Source organism: Cetobacterium sp. NK01 (genome assembly GCF_024506395.1).
GTDB lineage: Bacteria > Fusobacteriota > Fusobacteriia > Fusobacteriales > Fusobacteriaceae > Cetobacterium_A > Cetobacterium_A somerae_A.
In genome coordinates this window covers 392029-413158 of the sequence record NZ_JANIBO010000001.1, presented here as the reverse complement: position 1 = coordinate 413158, position 21130 = coordinate 392029, and the positions used below count along the sequence as shown (strand labels likewise).

Below are 21130 nucleotides of genomic sequence, written 5' to 3'. Positions count from 1 at the left end.
TCTCTCTCTTTTTTTATGAAAAGAATTAGTCTTTTAAATTTTCCAAAAAAAATTTTGCAGGAGAGACACCTTCGTATTTTTTAAAAATTCGTATGAAGGTATTAGAACTATTATAGCCAACTAATTCAGCAACTTCTTTAATTTTAATAGTTTTATCATTTTGAATAATCTCTTTAGATTTATTTACTCTGAAAAGGTTTAAATAGTTTTTAAAATTATCTCCCATATTTTTTTTGAAAAGTAAACTCGTGTATCTAAAAGAGAAGCCTAGGTAATCAGACAAATCCTCAAGAGAAAAATCTTTTGAATAATTATTCTCTAAATATTGGAGTATTTTGCTTTTGATTTCAGTTTCGTTAGATTTTTCTTCCATTTCTTTTAAATCACAAATTTTTTTACAGTTTTTTAAAAGTGAATTTTTTAGATTAAAAAGATTTGTTTCTTTTAAATAAACATCTATCTTATTATTTGGATTAAGATGTTTTAGCTGAGAAATAACTCTATTTAATGTATTGGAGAGAAGTAATGAAAATTCATTGACTTTATTTTTATCTAAATTGAAATCAATATCTTCAAAAATTTCATCAATTATTTTTTGACAGCCTAAAAAGTTTCCATTTAATAGTCTATTTGAAAATTTATTCTCTATTTCAATAGAATAGAAAAAGCTAGGAATACTCTTATTTGTAAGGCTCTCTAAAAGGATATAACAGCTACTATATAAAAATTTATAATTTAATATTCGCTTACATTTAATATACTCTCTAGGAATATTGATAATATTTAAAATTTCATTAGATATAGATCCAGTGAGTTTAAGTTTATATTTTTTTTCGATATTTTCTAATAAAAAAGAAAATCCATAATCAATATCAATTAAAGTCTCTTTAGAAACTATAAAAAGAATACTTTTATAATCAATATCAACATATTCGTAATTATTAGAGTTACTAAGTGAATCAATAAGATATTTTTTTATAGGTGGAAAAATATCTGCATAAAACTCAGAAGTATCAGAATCTAAAACTTCTATTAAAACTAACCGAATAGGAAAAGACAAGTTTTCAAATTTACTTGTAAAACTTTCAATTTCTTTTAGACTCTTTGTTCCTAAAATATAATCTTTTAAATTTTTTCTTTGATTAATATATATAATTGGATTTTGAAAAAATTTAAAGATTTTCAAAATACATATAAAAATAAAAATATTTAAAAATAATATTTTAAGGATGTCCAATATGATAAAGGAAAGAATGTTTTTTTCGTTAGGGTAAAATATTAAATTGAAATCAAAACTATTATTTTTAAAACTATACGGCTCTATATTTTTTAAAGTATTTTTTTTAATTTTCCAATTATCAATATTATCTGTTTTTATATCAGAAAAGAAAATGTTTTTATCAATGCTGATTAGCCATAAACTTTTTTGTAAAGGTTCAAGCTTAGATGGAAGATTAAGTAGATATATTATTGAATCTTTCTCTTTAATTTCAAGATTAGAAAGAGAGTTTGGAGATAAACCTAGATTATTGAAAAAAATCTCTTTACTGGTTGTTTCTTCTGGAGTTATAAAAGTATTTGAATCGTTATTTCCAAAAGATATAGTATATCCAAATTTGCTAAAAAAACTATTTTTTATTTTTAGGGTTTTAAAAACTTTTAAAAGATTATAAGGTGTAGGATTTAAATCATAATCTAAAAAAGTACTATCATTTTTAAGATCTAAAATTGATGAATACAATAAATTTGTTTTTAACTCAAATAGTTTTCTTTTTTCCTCAATTTGAGCAGTTAAAGCTTGATTATAATTTTCTTTTTCTTTATGGTAAACTAAACAAATTAATAAAATATTACTAAAGATAAAAACTAAAAATAGAATCTTTTCAATTTTTTTTAACTTAATCATGTAAGCTCCTCTTGGTATTTTAGTATGAAAATTAAAAAGAACGACTAATTTCTAAAAGTTTATTTATATTTTTAGAATAGAAATATTTAAAAGAGTTGCAAAATCTATTTTTAAAAGTTCCATCTTGAAAATTTTTATGTCTTCTACATCCGCTTTTACAAAGATTAAAATAGTTACAATGTTTACAATTTTCATCGATTTTTATTGAGCTTCTTACAAAATTAAGCGCTTTATCACATGTTAAAATCTCTTTTAGAGAAATGTTATGTATATTTCCTAGTAAGAGCTCATCTAGAACATAAAAATCACAAGGATATATGTTACCATTACTTTCAACCACTGTATTTATACTGCAGTGTCCATTCATATCACAAGATTCAGCTTGATTATTTAAGATAACAGAAAGTAAATTATCAAAAAAACGAATACTTGTGTATTTTTTATTTTTTAAATCAGTGTACCAAAAGCTAAAGAGTTCGTCTAAAAAAAATCCATATTCTTTTTCTGTTAAAGAATAATCACCAGTAGAATTATCAAGCTTATCTAAACAAGGTATAAATTGTAAATATTTAAATTTAGAATTTTTAAAAAAAGTATATATTTCTTTTATATTTTCAACTGTTTTTTTATTAACAACACAAAGAATATTAAAATTTATGTTATTTTTTTGAAGAAGCTTAATATTTTTAAATGTTTCAGCAAATGTTCCTTTTCCAATTTTATCTCTTCTGAAAAAATTATGGATATCTTTATGTCCGTCTAAAGAAATTCCAAGTAAATAATTTTCTTTTTTGAAAAGATTAATCCATTCTTTGTTTAAAAGAATACCGTTAGTTTGCATAGCAAAACTAACACTAATATTATTTACATTATACTTTTTTATAAAATTATGAAATTTTTTATAAAATTCAATTCCTATTAAAGTTGGTTCTCCACCTTGAAAAGAAAATGTTATAGATGATTTAGCTGTTAAAAAACTTTCTTTTACTAATTTTTCTAAAGTTTCTAAAGTCATAAATCCAAAACTATGATGAGAACGATTGGATGCCACATCACTATAAAAACAATATTCACAATTTATATTGCAAAGACTAGATGATGGTTTTATTAAAAGATTTATATGATTCATTGAATTTACCTCCCCAAAATATGTACTTTATTATAACATATTGATATTAAAAAAGTTATATTTGATTAGCAAAAGTGGATAAAAATATAAAAAATATAGTATAATATTCCTACGATATAAAAAGTGCAAATAAATACCAAATATGTTAAAATAGTTTTATATACAAAATAATAAACTGGAGGAAAAAAAGTGATAAAAAAGTTATTGGTAATATTAATTTCAACGATATTACTAGCGTGCAATAGCGATAAGGGAAAACAAAAAGTTAAAGAGAATTTAGGAAAAAATATTAAAATTTCTGAAATAAAACCAGAAAAAATAACGAGGCTAAATATATCAAGCGGAGTGACAGAGCCATTAAATGAGGTAAAGTCTGTAACTAAAACAGGTGGAACTGTAAAACAAATTAATTTTAAAAATGGAGATAAAGTAAAAAAAGGTCAAATAGTTTTAGTTTTACAAGATCAAGAGGTTCAATCGACATATTTAAAAGCTCAAGCTTCATATATTTCTAATAAAGCAGATTTTGAAATAAAGAAGAAAAACTATGAAAAATTTAAGCAGCTTTACGATAAACAATTGATATCAGAAGATGAGTATTTATTAAAAAGAACTAATTATCTTCAAGGAGAAGGAAACTTAAAAACTTCACAAGCAATATATTTAGCAGCTAAAAAAGATTATGAAGATTTGGTGATAAAAGCAAAATTAGATGGAGTTATAACAGACTTAAATTTAAAATTATACGAAAAAATAGCGCCAAATACTGATTTAGTAACAATCGTTGATGATAGTAAAATTCTTGTTAGAACTGGAGTATCAGTTCATGAAATAAGTAATTTATCTGTAGGAAATAAAGCAGAAATAGATTTAGAAGGTATTGAAAATAATTATTTTGGAAATGTCTACGAAATAAATCCTGTGGCCAATAAAGATAATAAAAAATATCAAATTAAAATAGAAATAGATAATTTGGAAGGTAAAATAAAAAAAGGAATGTATTCTAAAGTAATGGTAGAAACGGGAAGTAAAACAGGATACTTAGTTCCTAAAAATTCAATAGTTATAAAAGAGTTATACTCTTATATATTTGTAGTGGAGAATGGTGAAGCTAAGAGAATTAAAGTTGAAAGAGGCTATTCTAATGGAGATAAACAAGAGATAATAAGTGATGAACTTTACGCTAATATGAATCTTGTAACTGAAGGTCAATTTTTATTAGAAGATAGAGATAAAGTAAATATTTTAAACTAGGGGGAACAGATGAATATAGCACAATTTTCAATAAAACGTCCTGTTGTCACTATGATGATAATAATATCGATGGTTATTTTAGGAATTTTAACATTAGTTAATTTGAAAACACAACTTATGCCAAATTATAATATGCCAATGGCAGCTATACGAGTAAGTTGGAAAGGAGCTTCACCAGATGATATGGAGAAGCTAGTAACTAAAGAGATTGAAAAAGGTCTTACTAGTGTAGAAGGAATTAAGAGAATTACAACTAAATCTACAATGGGAAAATCGGCATTGACAGTTGAATTTGAATACGGAGTTATTATAGATAATAAGGTAAATGATTTGGTAACAGCAGTAAGTAGAATAAGAAATAGTTTGCCAGATGATATAGATGAACCGGTAATAAGAAAAACATCTTCTTCAGGAGATAGAGTTATGCTTATAGGTCTAAGAGGAGAAGATTTAATAAATTTAAAAAGTTTTGCAGATAATGTTGTTATCCCAAGATTAGAGAGAATTGATGGAGTAGGAACTGTTAGTATTTTCGGTGGATTGGAAAAAGAGATTAGTATAAATATAGACCCTGAAAAATTAGAGGCATATAATCTCTCAATAACTGATTTGTATAGTACATTAAAAAGTGCAAGTTTAAATTTCCCCTCTGGATACATAAGAGAAGGAGATAAAGAGTATTTAGTAAAAGTATCAGGAGAAGCTAAAGCATTAGAAGATATACAAGAAATTGTTTTAAAAAATACAAATGGAGAAACTTTATATTTAACAGACGTAGCAGATGTTAAATTAGGAATAAAAGATAGGAGTAGTTATGGAAGAACAGATGGCATAGAAAATATAATAATAAACATTGAAAAAAGTGATGTTGGAAATACTGTTGAAATTTCTAAAGTAGCAAAAGAAGAGTTAAAAAAAATAGAACCTCTTTTACCTAAAGGAGCTTCCTTTACAATAAATAGAGATTCAGCAGTGGATATAACTCGATCAATAAATACTGTTGAAAATAACGCTATAACTGGACTTGTATTAGCTGGTATTATTTTATTTATTTTTTTAAGAGATTGGAGAGCGACACTAGTTGTAACTGTAGCTATTCCAGTTTCAATAATAGCAACTTTTGGATTTTTTGGAGCTAAAGGTATGACGTTGAATATAATATCTTTAATGGGATTATCATTAGGGGTTGGAATGCTAGTTGATAACTCTATAGTTGTATTAGATAATATTTTTAGACATTTAACAGAATTAGGCCAAGATAGAATGGAAGCTTCAGAGAATGGAGCAACAGAAGTCATTATTCCTATAATAGCTTCAACAGCAACAACGATAGCTGTATTTATACCAATAGTTATAAGAGAGGGAAGAGCCAAAGAGATATATAAAGATATGGCATACTCAATAACATTTTCCTTATTAGCCTCATTAATAATAGCTATAACTTTTGTTCCAATGGTTTCAAGTAGAATTTTAAAATCAAAAACAAGGGTACATGAAGAGGGAAAAATTTTAAAGTTTATAAAAAATTATTATTCAAAAATTTTATCAATATCTTTAAGACATAAAGCAATGGTTATTTTAGGAATGCTATTGTTATTTATAGGAGTTGTGGGATATGGTTCAAAAAATATTGGAGGAGAATTTATGCCTACAACCGACGATGGAATTTACAGTATTATAGCTGAGCTTCCAAGTGGAATGGAAATTGAAAAAGCTAATAGAGTAGCAAAAGAGTTAGAAGAAATTGTAGGGAAAGACTCACAAACTAGAAAATATATCTCTTCAGTTGGAAAAGAAGCTGTATCTATAATAGTAGATATAGGACCAAAAAATGAAAGAAATAAAAAAGTACAAGAGATTATGGGAGAGACAAGAAAAAAAGTATCCCATATACCTGATGTAAAATTAAACTTAGTTCCTAGAATGGCTTTTGGAAGAGGAACAGGAAGGGATATTTCTCTAATTTTAAAATCAGACGATTTAAATCAATTAGGATATGTTTCAAAATTAATTTCAGAAAAAATGTCTAAAAATCCAGGATTTACAGATATAAATAACTCAATGGTTAATGGTAATCCAGAAGTGAGAATATTGTTGGATAGGAAAAAAATGGAATACTATGGAGTAAAAGTTAACGATTTGACATTATCAGTAAGTTATCAAATATTAGGAGGAGCTCCTATAAAGATAAAAACTGCTAATGAGGAAGTTGATGTAAGTTTAAGACTTGCTGAAGAATTTAGAAATTCACCAGAAAAAATAAAAGAGATGAGAATTAAATCTCAAAATGGAGGAGTAGTAAAACTAAAAGATATAGCTTCTTTTGAAATAGGAGAGGGAGCATATGGAATTGATAAAGAGGATAAAATAACAATGATAACGATAGATGCTAATACAGCTAATGGATTAGATTTAGTAACAGGTCAAAAATATATAAAAGAAATTTTAGATGAGGTTGGATTGCCTAAAACAATAACTTATTCTTTTGGCGGAAGCGGAAGAAATATGGCTGAGGTAAATAATCAACTTAAATTTGCGTTTATGGTTGCAATGTTTTTAGTATATTTTATATTAGCTGCACAGTTTGAATCATACATACTTCCTATTATAGTGATGGGAACTGTTCCTCTTTCAGTAATTGGTGTATATAGTGGGCTTTTAATAACGGGTCAAAAGACGAATACGATGGTTTTTGTTGGAATAATTATGCTAGCTGGTATAGTTGTTAATAATGCAATAGTTTTGATAGATTATATTAAAATTTTACTAGAAAGAGAATTACCTCTGGATCAAGCTATATTAGAAGCAGGTAAAACAAGATTAAGACCTATATTTATGACTACAATGACAACAGTTTTTGGAATGATTCCTCTATCTTTAGGTATAGGTCAAGGAAGTGAAATGTATAAAGGGATGGCTATATCAGTAATATTTGGTTTAGTTTTTTCAACTTTATTAACATTAGTTTTGATTCCAGTATTGTTTTATATTTATGAGGTAGGAAAAAAGAGATTTTCTAGGTATATCTAAAATATAGTTTCATAAAAAATGATCAGAGGGGTATAATATGAAAAATAAATTTAGGTATTTAATTATAGGAATATTTTCAATTATTAGTTTCATAGTATGTAATGCAGCAACATTGGAAAAAGATTTAACTTATAAGAAACATACTTTAAATGATACTTATAAATATGGAAAAATTACAAGAGAATTTCAATGGAATAAGATATCTAAGTATTTAGATAGATTAGATAGTTTTCAAGGTGAAAATATAAGATTTGGAACTTTAAAAAACTATAAAAATATTAATGGATTGCCTCCAGTAGCTAGACAGATAGCTATGGAAAAATATAGTGATGGATCAAGACCATCAGTAAAAGATAAATTTGGAAATAGAAGAAATCAGGGTATTCCATTATATATAGAAGGACAAATGGATAGACCAGAAAGATATGCTCCAGATGGATCATTAGTTTCTATAGTATCAAGGGATTTAGAAAATTATAAAATAAAAGTTGAGGATATGGATGGAGAATGGATTGTTCCTGCTAGATATGTTAAAGAAATTGAAGCAAAAGATTTTTCTAAAGTAGTTGTAGTAGATAGAAAAAATCAAAATATAACAACATTAGAAAAAGTAGATAATATTTGGAAAATAAGAAGTATGAATCCAGCTTCAACAGGTCTTGATAGACCACCTTATCAGCTACCAACACCTTTAGGAGTTTTTGTTGTTCAGGGAAAAAAATTAAAAATGGAATATTTAAAAGATGGAAGTCACACTGAAATAGATGGATATGCTCCTTATGCAAGTAGATTTTCGGGAGGAGGATATATTCATGGAGTGCCAGTAAATTTACCAAGAACAGAGATGATAGAATATAGTCCAACTTTAGGAACTACTCCAAGATCACATATGTGTGTAAGAAATGCAACTTCTCATGCAAAATATGTATATGAATGGGCACAAACTAATAAAGGTATCGTTATAGTAATTGAATAAAGGACGTAATAAGAGTCAAGAATTCTAAATTCTTGACTTTTTTTATGTTAAATGATAGAATAAAATGGGTTTTATTAGGAAAAAAAGTTAGGTGGAGGTTTTTGTATTGGTAAAAAAGTATTTAATGTTAAGTCTTATTTTAGGATCAATTTCAACAACATCATTTGGTTTTACATTAAAGAATTCTACAAAGACGGACAAAGTGATTGAACTATCTAAAGAAACAAAAGAAAGAAAATTATATGAAGAAATTGGGTTAAAAGATAAGTTAAATTATGAAGTTTTTAAAACAGCTTTAGGTGGCTATAATAAAATTGATGGAAGAAAAAAAGAACTACTTACTATTATTGATTACTCAAAGCCATCAACAGAAAAAAGATTTTTTGTAATAGATATGGAAAGAAAAAAACTACTTGTTCATTCTCATGTATCTCATGGAAAAAATAGTGGTGGAAATATAGCTACATCATTTTCAAATAAGATGAGTTCTAATAAAAGTTCTATAGGATTTTTTCTAACAGAAAATACTTATATGGGTGGAAACGGTTATTCGCTTGTTTTAAATGGATTAGAAAAAGGAATAAATGATAAAGCAAAAGAAAGATATATTGTAATACATGGAGCAGATTACGCAAATCCAAGATTTGCTCAATCTCAAGGAAGATTAGGAAGAAGTTTAGGATGTCCTGCATTACCAAGAGATATTTCTAAAAAAGCTATTGATATGATAAAAAATGGTTCTGTAATATTTGTTTATGGAAATGATTCAAACTATTTAGAGAAAAGTAGCTACGTATAAAAAATAAAAGCAGTTGATTTAAATCAACTGCTTTTATTATATAAGTTTTGGTGTTTAATATGTATATCCATTTGTGGAAATGGTATTGTAATATTAACAGAATCAAGGGTAGGTTTAATATTTTTCAAAATATCAAAATATGTATCCCAATAAACTTCATTTTTGGTCCAAACTTTTATTGCTATATCAATTGAACTATTATTATATTTTTCAATATTAATAAATGGACTAGGATTTTTTAAAATATTTTTATTATTTTTAATTAAACTATTTAGAACTTCAAAAACTAAATCAATATTAGTATCATAAGCTACTGAAATGACAATTTTCATTCTTCTGTTAGGAGTTTTTGAATAGTTTATAACTTGATTATTTATGACATTTCCATTTGGAATAGTTACTATATCACCGCTAAAAGTAGTTATTGTAGTAGAAAAAACATCAATAGAAGAGATTAAGCCGTAGTTACCAATAACTTCAACTTCATCGTCAACAGAGTAAGTTTTAAAAATCAAAATAATTAATCCACCTACAAAATTAGATAAATTATCTTTTAAAGCCAATCCAACACCTATACCAATACTGCCTAAAAATGCAATCAAAGAGGTATGTTGAAATCCCATAATAAGTAAAGAAATTATTAAAAGAATAACAATAGAACCAGTGTCAATTATAGAAGATAAAAAAGTTCTAAAAGATGAATCGATAGCTTTAAATGCATGAGTTTGATAGTAACGAGATAAAAAGTTTTTAAAAATTTTTCTTCCAATCATAAAAAAAATTAAAGCAATGGCAAACCTAAAAATAAATATAATGAAACTATTTGTTAAGTTAACTAAAAATTCTTCATTTGTAAAATTATTTATTACTTGAGAAAGAAATCCTTTATAATGTTCTTCCATAAAATCACCTCTATTATTATTAATTCTTAAAAAAATAAAAAATCCTTTTAAAATAAAAAATATTGCGAAGAGTTAAAAAATGTGATAAAATAACAAAAGTGTAAAAAATAGGAGGGAACAATGTTTAAAAAAAGGTTAAGAAAGAAAAAAAAGTTAATATCAAAAATATTTTCATTATTTTCATTTTTTAATTTTATGTTCTTTTCTTTTAATTATTATATATTTATAAATAGGAATGGTAGCTATATTTTATAGTTTCTATTCCTATTTTTTTTAGAAAAAATAGGAGTGTGAAGATGAAAAAAAATAATTTAACAAAAAAAATATTCTGTGCTTTAATTTTAGGAGTTACTATGGGAATTGTAGCTCTTTTTTTAAGAGAAAAGTTAGTTGCTAGTGGTAATATAGAACTTTGGAACACAATAAACTCTATACTATTTCAAGATATTACAAGACCAGAGGGAAATAAATCTTTAGGAATATTTTTTATAGTGGGACAATTATTTATAAATGCATTACAGATAGTAATAATACCAATGGTATTTACTTCAATAATTATAGCAGTAACAAATATTCAAGATTCAAAAAGTTTAAAAAGAATATCAGGGAAAACTTTTTTAGGGTTTGGTTTAAGTTCAATTTTAGCTCTTTTATATGCTTCAGTAGTAGGTATGATAGCATATAAAGCTGATTTATTTTCGGTTACAATAAATCAAGTAACAGGAGGAGGAGGAGCAACATCTTCAAATCCATTGTTAATTATAATAAAAGCTATACCACAAAATATTATAGCAGGCTTATCAAATAACGGAAATGTTTTAGTAGCAGTATTTTTAGGGATATCTACAGGATTAATTTTAAATGTAATGAATGATAAAAATTCAGTAATAAAAAAAGGTATAGAAGAAATAAATAAGATGTCTCAAATTTTCTTAACATTTATAATAAATAAGTTTGCCCCAATAGCTATATTTTCTTTATTAATGAGAACTTTTGCAATATATGGAATAAGCTATTTACAAATTGCAAGTATCTACTTTATTTTAACTGCAGTAACTTTATTAGTATTTCTTGTTTTTGGTTATTCTTTTATAGTTTGGGTATCAACTGGACTAAATCCAATTCATTTTATGAAAAAGGTTTCAAATGTAGCAATGTTTGCTTTTTCTACATCATCGTCTGCAGCCTCGTTACCACTAAATACGAAAACAACAATTGAAAAGTTGGGAGTAGACGAAGTGACAACATCATTTGTGCTTCCTATGGGTATGACAGTTAATATGAATGGTACAGCTATAATGCAAGTTTTAGCAACGCTTTTTATAGCAGGAGTTGCAGGTTATGAAATAACGGTATTTAATTTAATAACGATATCATTATTAGCCCTGTTAGCTTCGATAGGAACACCAGCAGCTCCTGGAAGTGGAGCAATAATTTTATTTACTATTTTAACAGGAATGGGTTATAGTAATGAAATTGCAGTATCTGCATATGCAATAATTTTAGGAATAAATAGACCTTTAGAAATGCTCCTAACAGCATTAAATGTTGTAGGAGATAGTGCTGTAGCAGTATATGTATCAAAAAGTGAAGGAAAATTAAATCACGATCTTTATCATTTGGTTGAAGACAAAGATGAAGTGATAAAAATATAAAAAAGGTAGATGAAAAATCATCTACCTTTTTTTGAAATAAAAAGGAGTTACCAGCAATAACTCCCAAAACAATGAACAATGTGAATTTCAGAGAAAAATGAATTGAAACTCAACTTATTTGAATTATAGTTCAAAAATTACAAAAATGCAAGTTTTATTTTACAATAAGATCAAATAACTTTTTTGCAGCTTTTTCAGGACCCTCTTTTTCAAAACCTTCAACACCTAAACAAGTACGTATTTGTCCAACTAAAATATTATCTTTAAACATTTTATCAAAATATTTTTCTATAAGAATATCGGTCTCATTTTTTCTTTGCATAGGACCAAAAGGATTAGCAAAATATGATGTAACAAGGCCAATTTCACTAGTTGTTCCTTTAGCATTACGTGCTCCTTGAATAAAAATAGGTTTAGCTTGAGCAGAATTTTTGAAAAATTCTAATTCATCACCTTCTTCGTAGTTATTAGCATATAAAAATATATCAATTGGATATTTTTTTATAATATCTGCATGAGTTGAAACAGGAATAATAATACGAGAGTTTATTTTATCAGGATTCATGAAAATACTTCGATCAATTTCTTTGTATGGATAACCAATATCTAAATCATCGAGTCTAATAAAGGCACCAATTTCAGTACCGGAAGCAGAAAGTACATTATTATCAAGTTTTAAAACCCCCATATCATCAAAAATTATTTTCATATCTTTAACATAGTTTTCACTCAATTTTCGAAAAGCTTCTAAACTTTCAGATTTTCCAGCACCGCTATCTCCCATGATAATAATATTTTTTTCTAAACCATTTTTAAAAGTTAAATTAACCATAGCTCCGTGTATAGGAAGATACCCATTATCAATCATTTTTAAATTATGAAGAGTTAAAATCATTTTTTTCATATATCCAAAATAATCAATACCTTCATTAAAATTTACATATCCAATCATAATTTCATTATGGATATCTTTAAAAAATTCAGTTCTCATATCATTATGAAAATCTTTAACACCATACATATATATAATATCGGGTTTTTTATCTATATATTCCTCTTTTTTAGCTAATTCAAATAGATTACAAAGAGTTACTCCTTGAGCCATGAAATTAATATCAAAGTATACGAATGCTAATAACTCTCCAACTTTAGCAGGATAACAAATCCAATTGTCTAAGTTTAAAGTTAAATTTTCAATAGGGTTTTCTTTATTTTCACAAAATATTCCTTTTCTAGTGTTTTTTCTAGGATAGGTAATAAACGGAGGTTGCAAGACGATAGATTCTACAAAGGGTATTTTTTCTAAAAAAGAATATTCTTTTGGGCATTTCCAGGTGATATTATTTAAAATAAGTCCTGCATTAACACCAGCATGCAATTGTCTGTAAACTCTATGATGTTCACCTAAAACATTCTCTTCTACTAACCTATAAGTTTTTAAAACTAAATTTGTAAAACTATTCAAAGAGTCAATGAAATTGATATTCTGGAGACCTAAACTAGTATTTTTATTACGTATAATTGCATATCTTTCAAATTTTCTCCAGTAAGAGTAAAGCCCTTCAATAAATTCAAACATTAATTCTTCTTTAGAAAGTAATGGAGTTAAATTTGGATCTAATTTTTTAATTTCATTTTTATCTAAAACAATTAATAGTTTAAAAAGTTTAATCATAGTTTCGTTTATATCATCTGTACAATTGGATTTTAAAAATAAAAAAACAGAAGTATTCTTATTAGAAATTAAATTAATATATTTTGATAAAACTTTTTTAAAAGCTAAACTAGATAAAAGACTCTCTGAAGTATCACAATATTTTGTTGAAAAATTTAAAATAGCACTATTTCTACCAATAAAAATTTCTTGATTCATAAACTCCTCCTAAATTTAAATTCTTTACTCTATTTTATGAAAAATAAATTTAAAAGTCAATAAAAATAAAAAAATATTTTTAAATATATGGAAGTTGAATTTTAATTTAGTTTTAAAAATTTAGAAAGTAAAAATTTTAAATAATTCCAAAAAAAATAAGTTAAATAATATTGAATTAAAAAAAGTCGCAAAGCGACTTTTATTTTATATTTTTTATAACATTCATAGTAAATTCTTGACACCAAAGAGCTGTTTTAGGATTAAATTCTTCATTATGAATCTCTGTATTTGAAAGAATTCTTATTGCTAAAAATGGAATATTGTAAGCTTTAGCTGTTTGAGCTACTGCAATTGATTCCATTTCTTCAGTTTTTGTTTTAAAAGTAGTATTTAGATATTTAATTCTTTCGATTTCTCGATTCCATTGATCTGCTGATCCAATAGTTCCTAAAGAAAGTTTTCCTTGAGAATAGCTTGTATTTTTAGCAGTTTCAATTAAAGAAGGGTCACTTATAAAAGTTTTATATGTAGTTAAGTTATCATTATTATCTCTTAATCTTTGAACAACATCAAAAAAAATAGAATCACGTATATTTTCAGGTACTCCTTCTTCTTTTCTATCAGTTCTCATAGCTCCAATGTTTATAATTTCAGAACCAAGTACTATATCTCCAGTATGAAGAGATATATCGTGTCCACCAGATGTTCCTTGATTTATTATGATGGTAGGAGAATATCTTTCAATACCAATTGTAGTTGCAGCAGCAGCATTGACTAAACCTACTTCTGTCCTAGAAACAATAACTTTATGATTTTCAAAAGTTCCTTTCCAAAATGTCCAAGAACCAACATGTTCTTTCGTAGGATTTTTTAAATTTTTAACTAAGTAATCTACTTCCATATCCATAGCACCTTGTACTAAAATAATTTCTTTAGAAAATGAAAGAGAAGATAGTAATAAAAAACTTGTAATAATTTTTTTCATAGTTTTGTGTTGCCTCCTAAATAAAGTATACCCAAAACTCTACACAACTAGTTATTAAAATAATTAATAAGTCATAGTAATCAATTTAAGGTTGATTGTAGAGACTCCTCACCATATTTGAGGTATATATGAGCTAAATAAATAGTATCAAGGAAAGAAAATTTTAGCAAGAAATTTGTTAAAAAAGTAACGAAAAAATCATAAAGATAAAAAAAATGAAAAAAAATTTTCAAAAAAATATTGACAACTAAATAAAAATAGTTTAATATTTGTCTTAATAAAAAAAACAAAAGGAGGAAAAAAATGAACACTAAATTTAAGAATAGATTTTTATTAATACTGATAATAATATTAAGCTCTATGGTTTGAATTTAGTAGAAAATTTTCTCTAACATTTCAAGCCTTATTTTAGTATAAATTTTAAGGCTTGAGCAATAAAGAAGTATTTTAAAGCTTGAGTCTATATTGATTCAAGCTTTTTTTATTATTTATAAAAATTTTGGGAGGAATTATTATGATAAACACTGGAAAAATTTGGTTTAATGGAGAATTAAAGGAGCATGATGAAGCTAAAGTTCATGTATTAGCCCATGTATTACACTACGGTTCAGGATGTTTTGAAGGAATAAGATTATATAAATTACAAAATGGGAAGTCAGCTATATTTAGATTGGAAGAACATATTGATAGACTTTTTGATTCTTGTAAAATCTATAAAATGGAAATTCCTTACACAAAAGAGGAATTTCTAAAAGGAATTTTAAAGACAATAAAAGCAAATAAATTGCAAAGTGGTTATATAAGACCTCTGGTTTTTAGAGGGTATAATCAGCTGGGAGTGAATCCTCTTTCTAATCCTGTAGAAGCTATTATTGCTGCTTGGGAGTGGGGGGCTTATTTAGGTGAAGAAGGATTGAATAATGGAATAAAAGTTTGCGTTTCATCTTGGAGAAGACCAGCACCTAATACATTACCTTCACTAGCTAAAGCTTCAGGAAATTATCTAAGTTCACAACTTATAAAAATGGAAGCTTTAGAGATGGGATTTGAAGAGGGATTAGCATTAGATTATTTAGGAAATATAAGTGAAGGAAGTGGAGAAAATATATTTATTGTAAAAAATGGCGAGTTACTCACACCTCCTATGGGATCATCATCTTTGGCAGGTATAACAAGAGATGTAGTATTAAAAATAGCTAAAGATTTAGGTTTGGTAGTAAAACATGAAACTTTACCGAGAGAGTTTTTATATATAGCTGATGAAATTTTTTTAACTGGAACTGCAGCAGAAATAACTCCAGTTAATTCAGTAGATAATATAAAAATTGGATCTGGCAGTAGAGGTAAAGTTACAAAAAAAATTCAAGAAGAATTTTTTAGAATAGTAGAGGGACAAAATGAAAAATATGAAAAGTGGTTAACAGTAGTTGAATAAAAGGAGGAAAATATGAAAAGTTATTTCTTAGGAGTATTTATTTTAATAGTTGCATACTGTAGTTATGGCAAATATTTAGAGAAAAATTTTGAGATAGACGAAAGAGAAACGCCAGCTTTTTCAAAAGCAGATGGAGTTGACTTTGTTCAGATGAATTATATAAAAAGCTTTTTGGTTCAATTTTTAAATATCGCTGGTTTAGGTCCTATTACAGGGGCAGTAGCAGGAGCTATGTGGGGAAGCTCTTCATTTATATGGATTGTATTTGGAACTATCTTTGCAGGAGCAGTTCATGATTACTATACAGGAATGATTTCTATGAGAAATGACGGGGAAAATATGCAAGAATTGATAGGTAAATATTTAGGAAAAAGAGCAAAAATATTTACTAAATACTTTTTGGTTATCTTATTAATTATAGTTGGTGTGGCTTTTATAACTGGACCTGCAGAGATATTGCAATCCTTTACAGGAGTAGATAAAAAAATATGGTTAATTTTAATAGTTGGCTATTATATAATAGCCACTCTTTTACCAATTGATAAAATTATTGGTAAAATTTATCCATTATTTGGAGGGGCATTGGTATTGATGATGTTTTTATTAATAGGTGCTATGTTGATAAAAGGAATTAAAATCCCAGAAGTAACATTAGAGAATTTACATCCTAGAAAATTACCTATATTTCCATATATGTTTGTAGTCATATCTTGTGGAGCTATATCAGGGTTTCATTCAACACAATCAGTGTTAGTAGCTAGATGTTTGAAAAGTGAAAAAGATGGTAAAAAAACATTTATGGCAGCAATGTATTTAGAGGGATTTGTAGCTTTAACGTGGGCAGCAATATCTTTAGGCTTTTTTAATGGAGTTGAAGGTTTAGCAGCTAGTGGTGGTGGAATGATAGCAGTTAGTAAAATGATAACAGGACTTTTAGGAAAATATGGACTAATATTTACATTATTTGGTTTAATAGCCTTACCAATTACAACAGGAGATACAGCATTTAGAAGTGCAAGGGTAACAATTGCAGAAGTTTTAAACTATAAGCAAATATCTTTAAAAAATAGATTATTAGTAGCAATTCCACTATTTTTATTAGCTGGATTTTTATCACAATTTGGTTTTAATACTTTGTGGAAATATGTAGCGTCGACAAATCAATTATTGGCAACTTTAGGTCTATGGACTTGTACTTACTACTTTATAGAAAATAGAAAAAATTATTGGATTACAGGAATACCTGCAGCTTTTATGACAGGGATGGTAGCTTGTTATTTTTTAGTGGCTCCAGAGGGGTTAAAGGTGGAAAATACCTATTTTATTTATAGTTTAGGAGTGGTAGTTTTTATTTTGACTTTGATTGTTATAGGAATAAAAGGAGCTAAAGTAACTAAAAAAATCGAGAAATTAAACATTTAAAAAAGGGATTTTAAAATCCCTTTTTATATTTTCATATTAAATTTTAAGAGAGTGCTTTTTTTATTCTTTGAGCAAGATTATAAATCTTATACTTTGGAACACTGCAAATTGCAATTCTAATTCCTCCAGGAATAATTATGGCAAAAATATTATCAAATTTTAATTTATTTTCAATCTCTTTTTCTAATCCGTTCTTAAAGGGAATTGTTATAAAAAAACCACTTTTATAAGGTAGTGTAAGAAGACCAACAGCAGAAGCTTCACTTAAAAAAATATCAGCTCTTTCTTTTAGAATGTTCTTCATACAATTTTGTTCAAATAAAAGCTGTTTATATTTCTTTTTATTTAGAACAATATTGCTAAATAGGGTCATTCCTCCTTTGGGAATATTAGACCAAACACTTCTACAAGTGTATAAACTAGCATCTAAAAAATTATTAATTGTTTCTTTAGAAGAAGAAATTGCGATTTGAGCTCCAACTCTAAGACCATAACAACAAAAAGATTTTGACATACTAAAAGTAATCATTAAAAGAAGGTTTTCAGGTAAATCTTTATAAAATTCAGTAAAATTATTTTTTTTAATATTGAAGTCCATATAAGCAATATCATTAATTAAAATGATATTACAAATTTTACAAGCTTCTCTAATTATAGCCATTAAGTTTTTTATTTCGTAAGATGATAAGGTATAACCAGTTGGATTATGGCAAGGATTATTTAGAACTATAACTAAATTTTTTTGTATTTTTCCTAATTCCATTACTGAATTTTTAAAATTAACAAGATCAAACTTTCCCTTCTTATTAAAAAGAGAGTATGTTTGATACCCTCCACCAACTTCCTTACTCATAAGTTTATATGAGCTCCACATATAATTGGGTAGAAGAACAATCTCTCCAGGATTAATATAATTTTTAAAAGTATTATAAATAGCTCCACTACCTCCTGGAGTTGCAATAACTTCAGTAAAATTATCATCTAATACAGGGGAATAGTTTTTTCCAAATATATATTGTTTTACAGCTTCAATAAATAACTCCTCACCATTTATGCTAGAAGAGTAGTTAAAAAGTTCTTTAACAGATAAATTTTTATATTCATTATTTACAATATCTAAAGTATGCATTTCTTCATCATCATTATAAAAAATTCCTAAAGTTGCATTGACAACATTTTCTTTACCATGTACTTTAGAAGCTAAATCAGCATTTTTGGCAATTTGGAAACCGTTGTCAAATATTTTTTTACTTTTGGATTGCTCTGCTAACATAATAATCACCTCATAATTTTTTCTTTTGATGTAATTTTAAAATAAAAAAAAATATAAGTCAAGAAAAATAAAAAAATATTTCAATTAAAAATATAAATAAAAAAATATTTTTATGAAAAATGAAATTAAAAGAAGAGGGAATCTCTTCTTTTAATCTTAAAACTCTTCTAATCTTCTTTCGTACATATATTGAGCAAAAGTTAGATCGTATACTTGGAGCATTTCTAAATAATCTTCAAAAAGTCTTTTAACAAGAACAGGAACTTCATCAATAGGTATAATTAGATTTGGAATTTCAAAAGCTAAAGATTGAATAGATTCTGTTAAAATTCCACCCATATAAACTTGCATGCAATCAGTTAAAACATCATTAATTCTCTTCTTTAAACCTATAAATCCTAAAGGTGCTACAGGAATTCCAGCACATGAACTAGGACATCCAGAAATTCTAACATTCTTAGCCTCTTTAAAAATAATTTTTCTATATTGAGGATATTTATTTGCTAGATTGTCTAATTCTATTCCGATAGCATCAGCGACAGCAACAGAGTCTTGAACTCCAATCATACAAACCTTAGCTCCAACACAAGCTCTAATTTGTCCTCTAATAGAAAATGTTTCACTAACAACTTCTGGAATTTCTCTATTTAAAAAATCATAAATATATGGTAAAGCAGACTTATGAACCATAGGTATAACTAAATTTTGATTTATAGTTGCTCTAATAAGAGGAGCATTAATTTTATCTAAAAGATTTACTAATTTTTGAGCATGTTCTTTTGATAAATCTCCATTTTTTACATAAAGAACTAACGAAACAATATCTTTAAATTTAGTTTCTTTAGTACATAAATCAAGCCATTGTCTATAGTTGTTATCATTATTTTCTAAATCAAATTTAGTTAAGTTTGAAATAAAGTTAGAATAATCAACAAAATCAATAATACCGTTTTCAACAGATTCTTTATTAAAATACTCTAAGAAAAGCTTTCTAAATCCATCAATTCCAATTTTTTCAACTAAAAATCTAAGTCTAGCTTGCATTCTGTTAGCTCTGTCACCACGATCATAGAAAAGTTCAATCATCGCTTTGACAGCTTTTAGTAAATCTTCTTCAGGAAGAAATTCAATTAAAATATGACCGATTTTACTACCTCTTCCCATTCCTCCACCGGCAAAAACTTTAAATCCCTTTTTTCCATTAATCTCTTTAGCAACAAATCCCATATCTTGGACAGCCATAACAAATTCATCTTCCAAACTATTAGAAAAGCCTATTTTTAATTTTCTACCAAAATCAAAAGCTTTATCCATAAAGAAAACTTCATTTTCAATCATTTTAGCATATGGGATAACATCAAAATTGCTTTTCTTGTCAACTCCGGTATACGTAGAAACTAAGATACTTCTGAAAGTATTTCCACCTCCACCTCTAAAATACATTTCTTTGTTATTACAAAGATCAATAGTAGATTTAACTTTATCAAAATCAACTTCATGAAGTTGATAGTTTTGTCTAGTTGAAAGATGTAAAAAAGGAATATTTTGCATAAACATAATATTAATTAAATCTTTAAAATTTTCTTTAGAAAGCTCTCCACCAACAGCTTTTAATCTAAGCATCATTTTTTTTCCTTTTTGTTCATAGATTCCAAATTTAGAACCTTTTTTCTTTAAATCTGGTGATTTGATAACATTATTGTTATAATCAATAATACCATTTTCAAGTTCTAAGTATTGATTTTCAATTTCATGTAATTTTTCTGTGATTCTTTCCATTTTTGTCTCCTTTATTCGAACATATTCGATTTTAGTATTTTACAACTTTTTGAATAATAATTCAACTGTTTTGTAAGAAGCTTTAATTTAATAAAAAAATAATTAGAAATATAGATTTCAAATACGGTTTTAATCTGCTATAATAGGTCATATTAAACTAAACTTGGGAGGGTTAAAATGAAAAAAATATTATTTTTTGTTTTTTGTTTATCACAATTAACTTTTGCTTATAAAGCAAAATCAGAAGATTTATCAAAATATTCGATAGAAAATTATAATCCGCAAATTCAAAAAGCGATAGAGAAAACGGGAATATCTTATGATAAATTAGGGGATATATATGAGGCTCCAAATTTAGGGTATTATAATTTTACAACAATTGAAAAAAATGGAAAAGTAATTGCTTATGCAGGATTAACTCATGTTAAATCATATAACAAGCATGAAGCATTAATTACTATTATATCTCCAGAAGGAAAATTATTAGGTTTTTATTTACCTGATGCAAATGATAAACATCAAAATGTACATGATAAAGAATGGATAAAAAAATATACTGGAAAAAATGCCGAAGAATTACCTGTTGATTCATTAGCAGGATCAACATTTCATGCAAATAGTGTAAATGGAGAACTTAGAAATATGCTAAAAGCTTTTGAATCAAAAAAAGATACATTTAAGAAATAATAAAAAAAAGCCCATTTGGGCTTTT

At 26.4% G+C, this 21130-nt stretch carries 15 protein-coding genes and 1 riboswitch; of the genes, 8 read left to right on the top strand and 7 right to left on the bottom strand.

Translation table 11 applies throughout. The features are described from left to right. Positions 1–25: 25 nt before the first annotated feature. On the bottom strand, positions 26–1906 hold the full coding sequence (locus NON08_RS02020) for an AraC family transcriptional regulator (protein ID WP_256689861.1): 1881 nt from the start codon (positions 1904–1906) through the stop codon (positions 26–28). A 31-nt stretch (positions 1907–1937) separates the two neighbouring features. Beyond that, positions 1938–3035: an anaerobic sulfatase maturase gene (locus NON08_RS02015; RefSeq protein WP_256689860.1), complete on the bottom strand. Its 1098-nt coding sequence runs from the start codon at positions 3033–3035 to the stop codon at positions 1938–1940. 189 nt (positions 3036–3224) lie between these two features. Here NON08_RS02015 and NON08_RS02010 point away from each other — a divergent pair, with 189 nt between their 5' ends. From NON08_RS02010 to NON08_RS01995, 4 genes are all read left to right on the top strand, one after another. After that, a complete protein-coding gene (locus tag NON08_RS02010; RefSeq protein ID WP_256689859.1) occupies positions 3225–4289 on the top strand; it encodes an efflux RND transporter periplasmic adaptor subunit in 1065 nt (354 codons plus the stop codon). A gap of 9 nt (positions 4290–4298) precedes the next feature. Further along, positions 4299–7319, top strand: a complete 3021-nt coding sequence (locus NON08_RS02005) for an efflux RND transporter permease subunit (RefSeq protein WP_256689858.1) — start codon at positions 4299–4301, stop codon at positions 7317–7319. A gap of 37 nt (positions 7320–7356) precedes the next feature. Further along, entirely contained in the window at positions 7357–8295 is a 939-nt protein-coding gene (locus tag NON08_RS02000; protein ID WP_256689857.1) for a L,D-transpeptidase, read from the top strand. 106 nt (positions 8296–8401) lie between these two features. Further along, complete coding sequence (locus NON08_RS01995; RefSeq protein WP_256689856.1) at positions 8402–9094, top strand: murein L,D-transpeptidase catalytic domain family protein; 693 nt, start codon at positions 8402–8404, stop codon at positions 9092–9094. Between the two features lie 23 nt (positions 9095–9117). Here the strand turns inward: NON08_RS01995 and NON08_RS01990 are convergent, their stop codons facing one another. Further along, positions 9118–9996 (bottom strand): mechanosensitive ion channel family protein, encoded by an 879-nt coding sequence (locus tag NON08_RS01990; RefSeq protein WP_256689855.1) that lies wholly within the window; start codon positions 9994–9996, stop codon positions 9118–9120. A gap of 296 nt (positions 9997–10292) precedes the next feature. Between NON08_RS01990 and NON08_RS01985 the strand changes: the two genes are divergently transcribed. Then, a complete protein-coding gene (locus NON08_RS01985; protein ID WP_256689854.1) occupies positions 10293–11651 on the top strand; it encodes a dicarboxylate/amino acid:cation symporter in 1359 nt (452 codons plus the stop codon). A gap of 154 nt (positions 11652–11805) precedes the next feature. Here the strand turns inward: NON08_RS01985 and NON08_RS01980 are convergent, their stop codons facing one another. Both NON08_RS01980 and NON08_RS01975 read right to left on the bottom strand, forming a co-directional pair. Further along, positions 11806–13524 (bottom strand): phosphoenolpyruvate carboxykinase, encoded by a 1719-nt coding sequence (locus NON08_RS01980; RefSeq protein WP_256689853.1) that lies wholly within the window; start codon positions 13522–13524, stop codon positions 11806–11808. A 199-nt stretch (positions 13525–13723) separates the two neighbouring features. Next, entirely contained in the window at positions 13724–14509 is a 786-nt protein-coding gene (locus NON08_RS01975; protein WP_256689852.1) for a 5'-methylthioadenosine/S-adenosylhomocysteine nucleosidase, read from the bottom strand. 54 nt (positions 14510–14563) lie between these two features. Continuing rightward, positions 14564–14661: riboswitch (purine riboswitch) on the bottom strand. Positions 14662–15023: 362 nt separating this feature from the next. Here NON08_RS01975 and NON08_RS01970 point away from each other — a divergent pair. Together NON08_RS01970 and NON08_RS01965 are read left to right on the top strand one after the other, a co-directional pair. Next, on the top strand, positions 15024–15944 hold the full coding sequence (locus NON08_RS01970; protein WP_256689851.1) for a branched-chain amino acid transaminase: 921 nt from the start codon (positions 15024–15026) through the stop codon (positions 15942–15944). Between the two features lie 12 nt (positions 15945–15956). Continuing rightward, positions 15957–17366 carry a carbon starvation protein A gene (locus NON08_RS01965; RefSeq protein ID WP_256689850.1) on the top strand — a complete coding sequence of 470 codons (1410 nt, stop codon included), beginning with the start codon at positions 15957–15959 and terminating at the stop codon, positions 17364–17366. 43 nt (positions 17367–17409) lie between these two features. On the opposite strand, the gene NON08_RS01960 is transcribed toward NON08_RS01965, so the two are convergent. Further along, a complete protein-coding gene (locus NON08_RS01960; RefSeq protein WP_256689849.1) occupies positions 17410–18639 on the bottom strand; it encodes a pyridoxal phosphate-dependent aminotransferase in 1230 nt (409 codons plus the stop codon). Between the two features lie 156 nt (positions 18640–18795). After that, a complete protein-coding gene (locus NON08_RS01955; RefSeq protein WP_256689848.1) occupies positions 18796–20418 on the bottom strand; it encodes a nitrite/sulfite reductase in 1623 nt (540 codons plus the stop codon). 177 nt (positions 20419–20595) lie between these two features. Between NON08_RS01955 and NON08_RS01950 the strand changes: the two genes are divergently transcribed. After that, the gene (locus NON08_RS01950; RefSeq protein WP_256689847.1) at positions 20596–21105 is read left to right on the top strand and encodes a hypothetical protein; all 510 of its coding nucleotides are present in this window, start codon (positions 20596–20598) and stop codon (positions 21103–21105) included. Positions 21106–21130 lie beyond the last annotated feature (25 nt).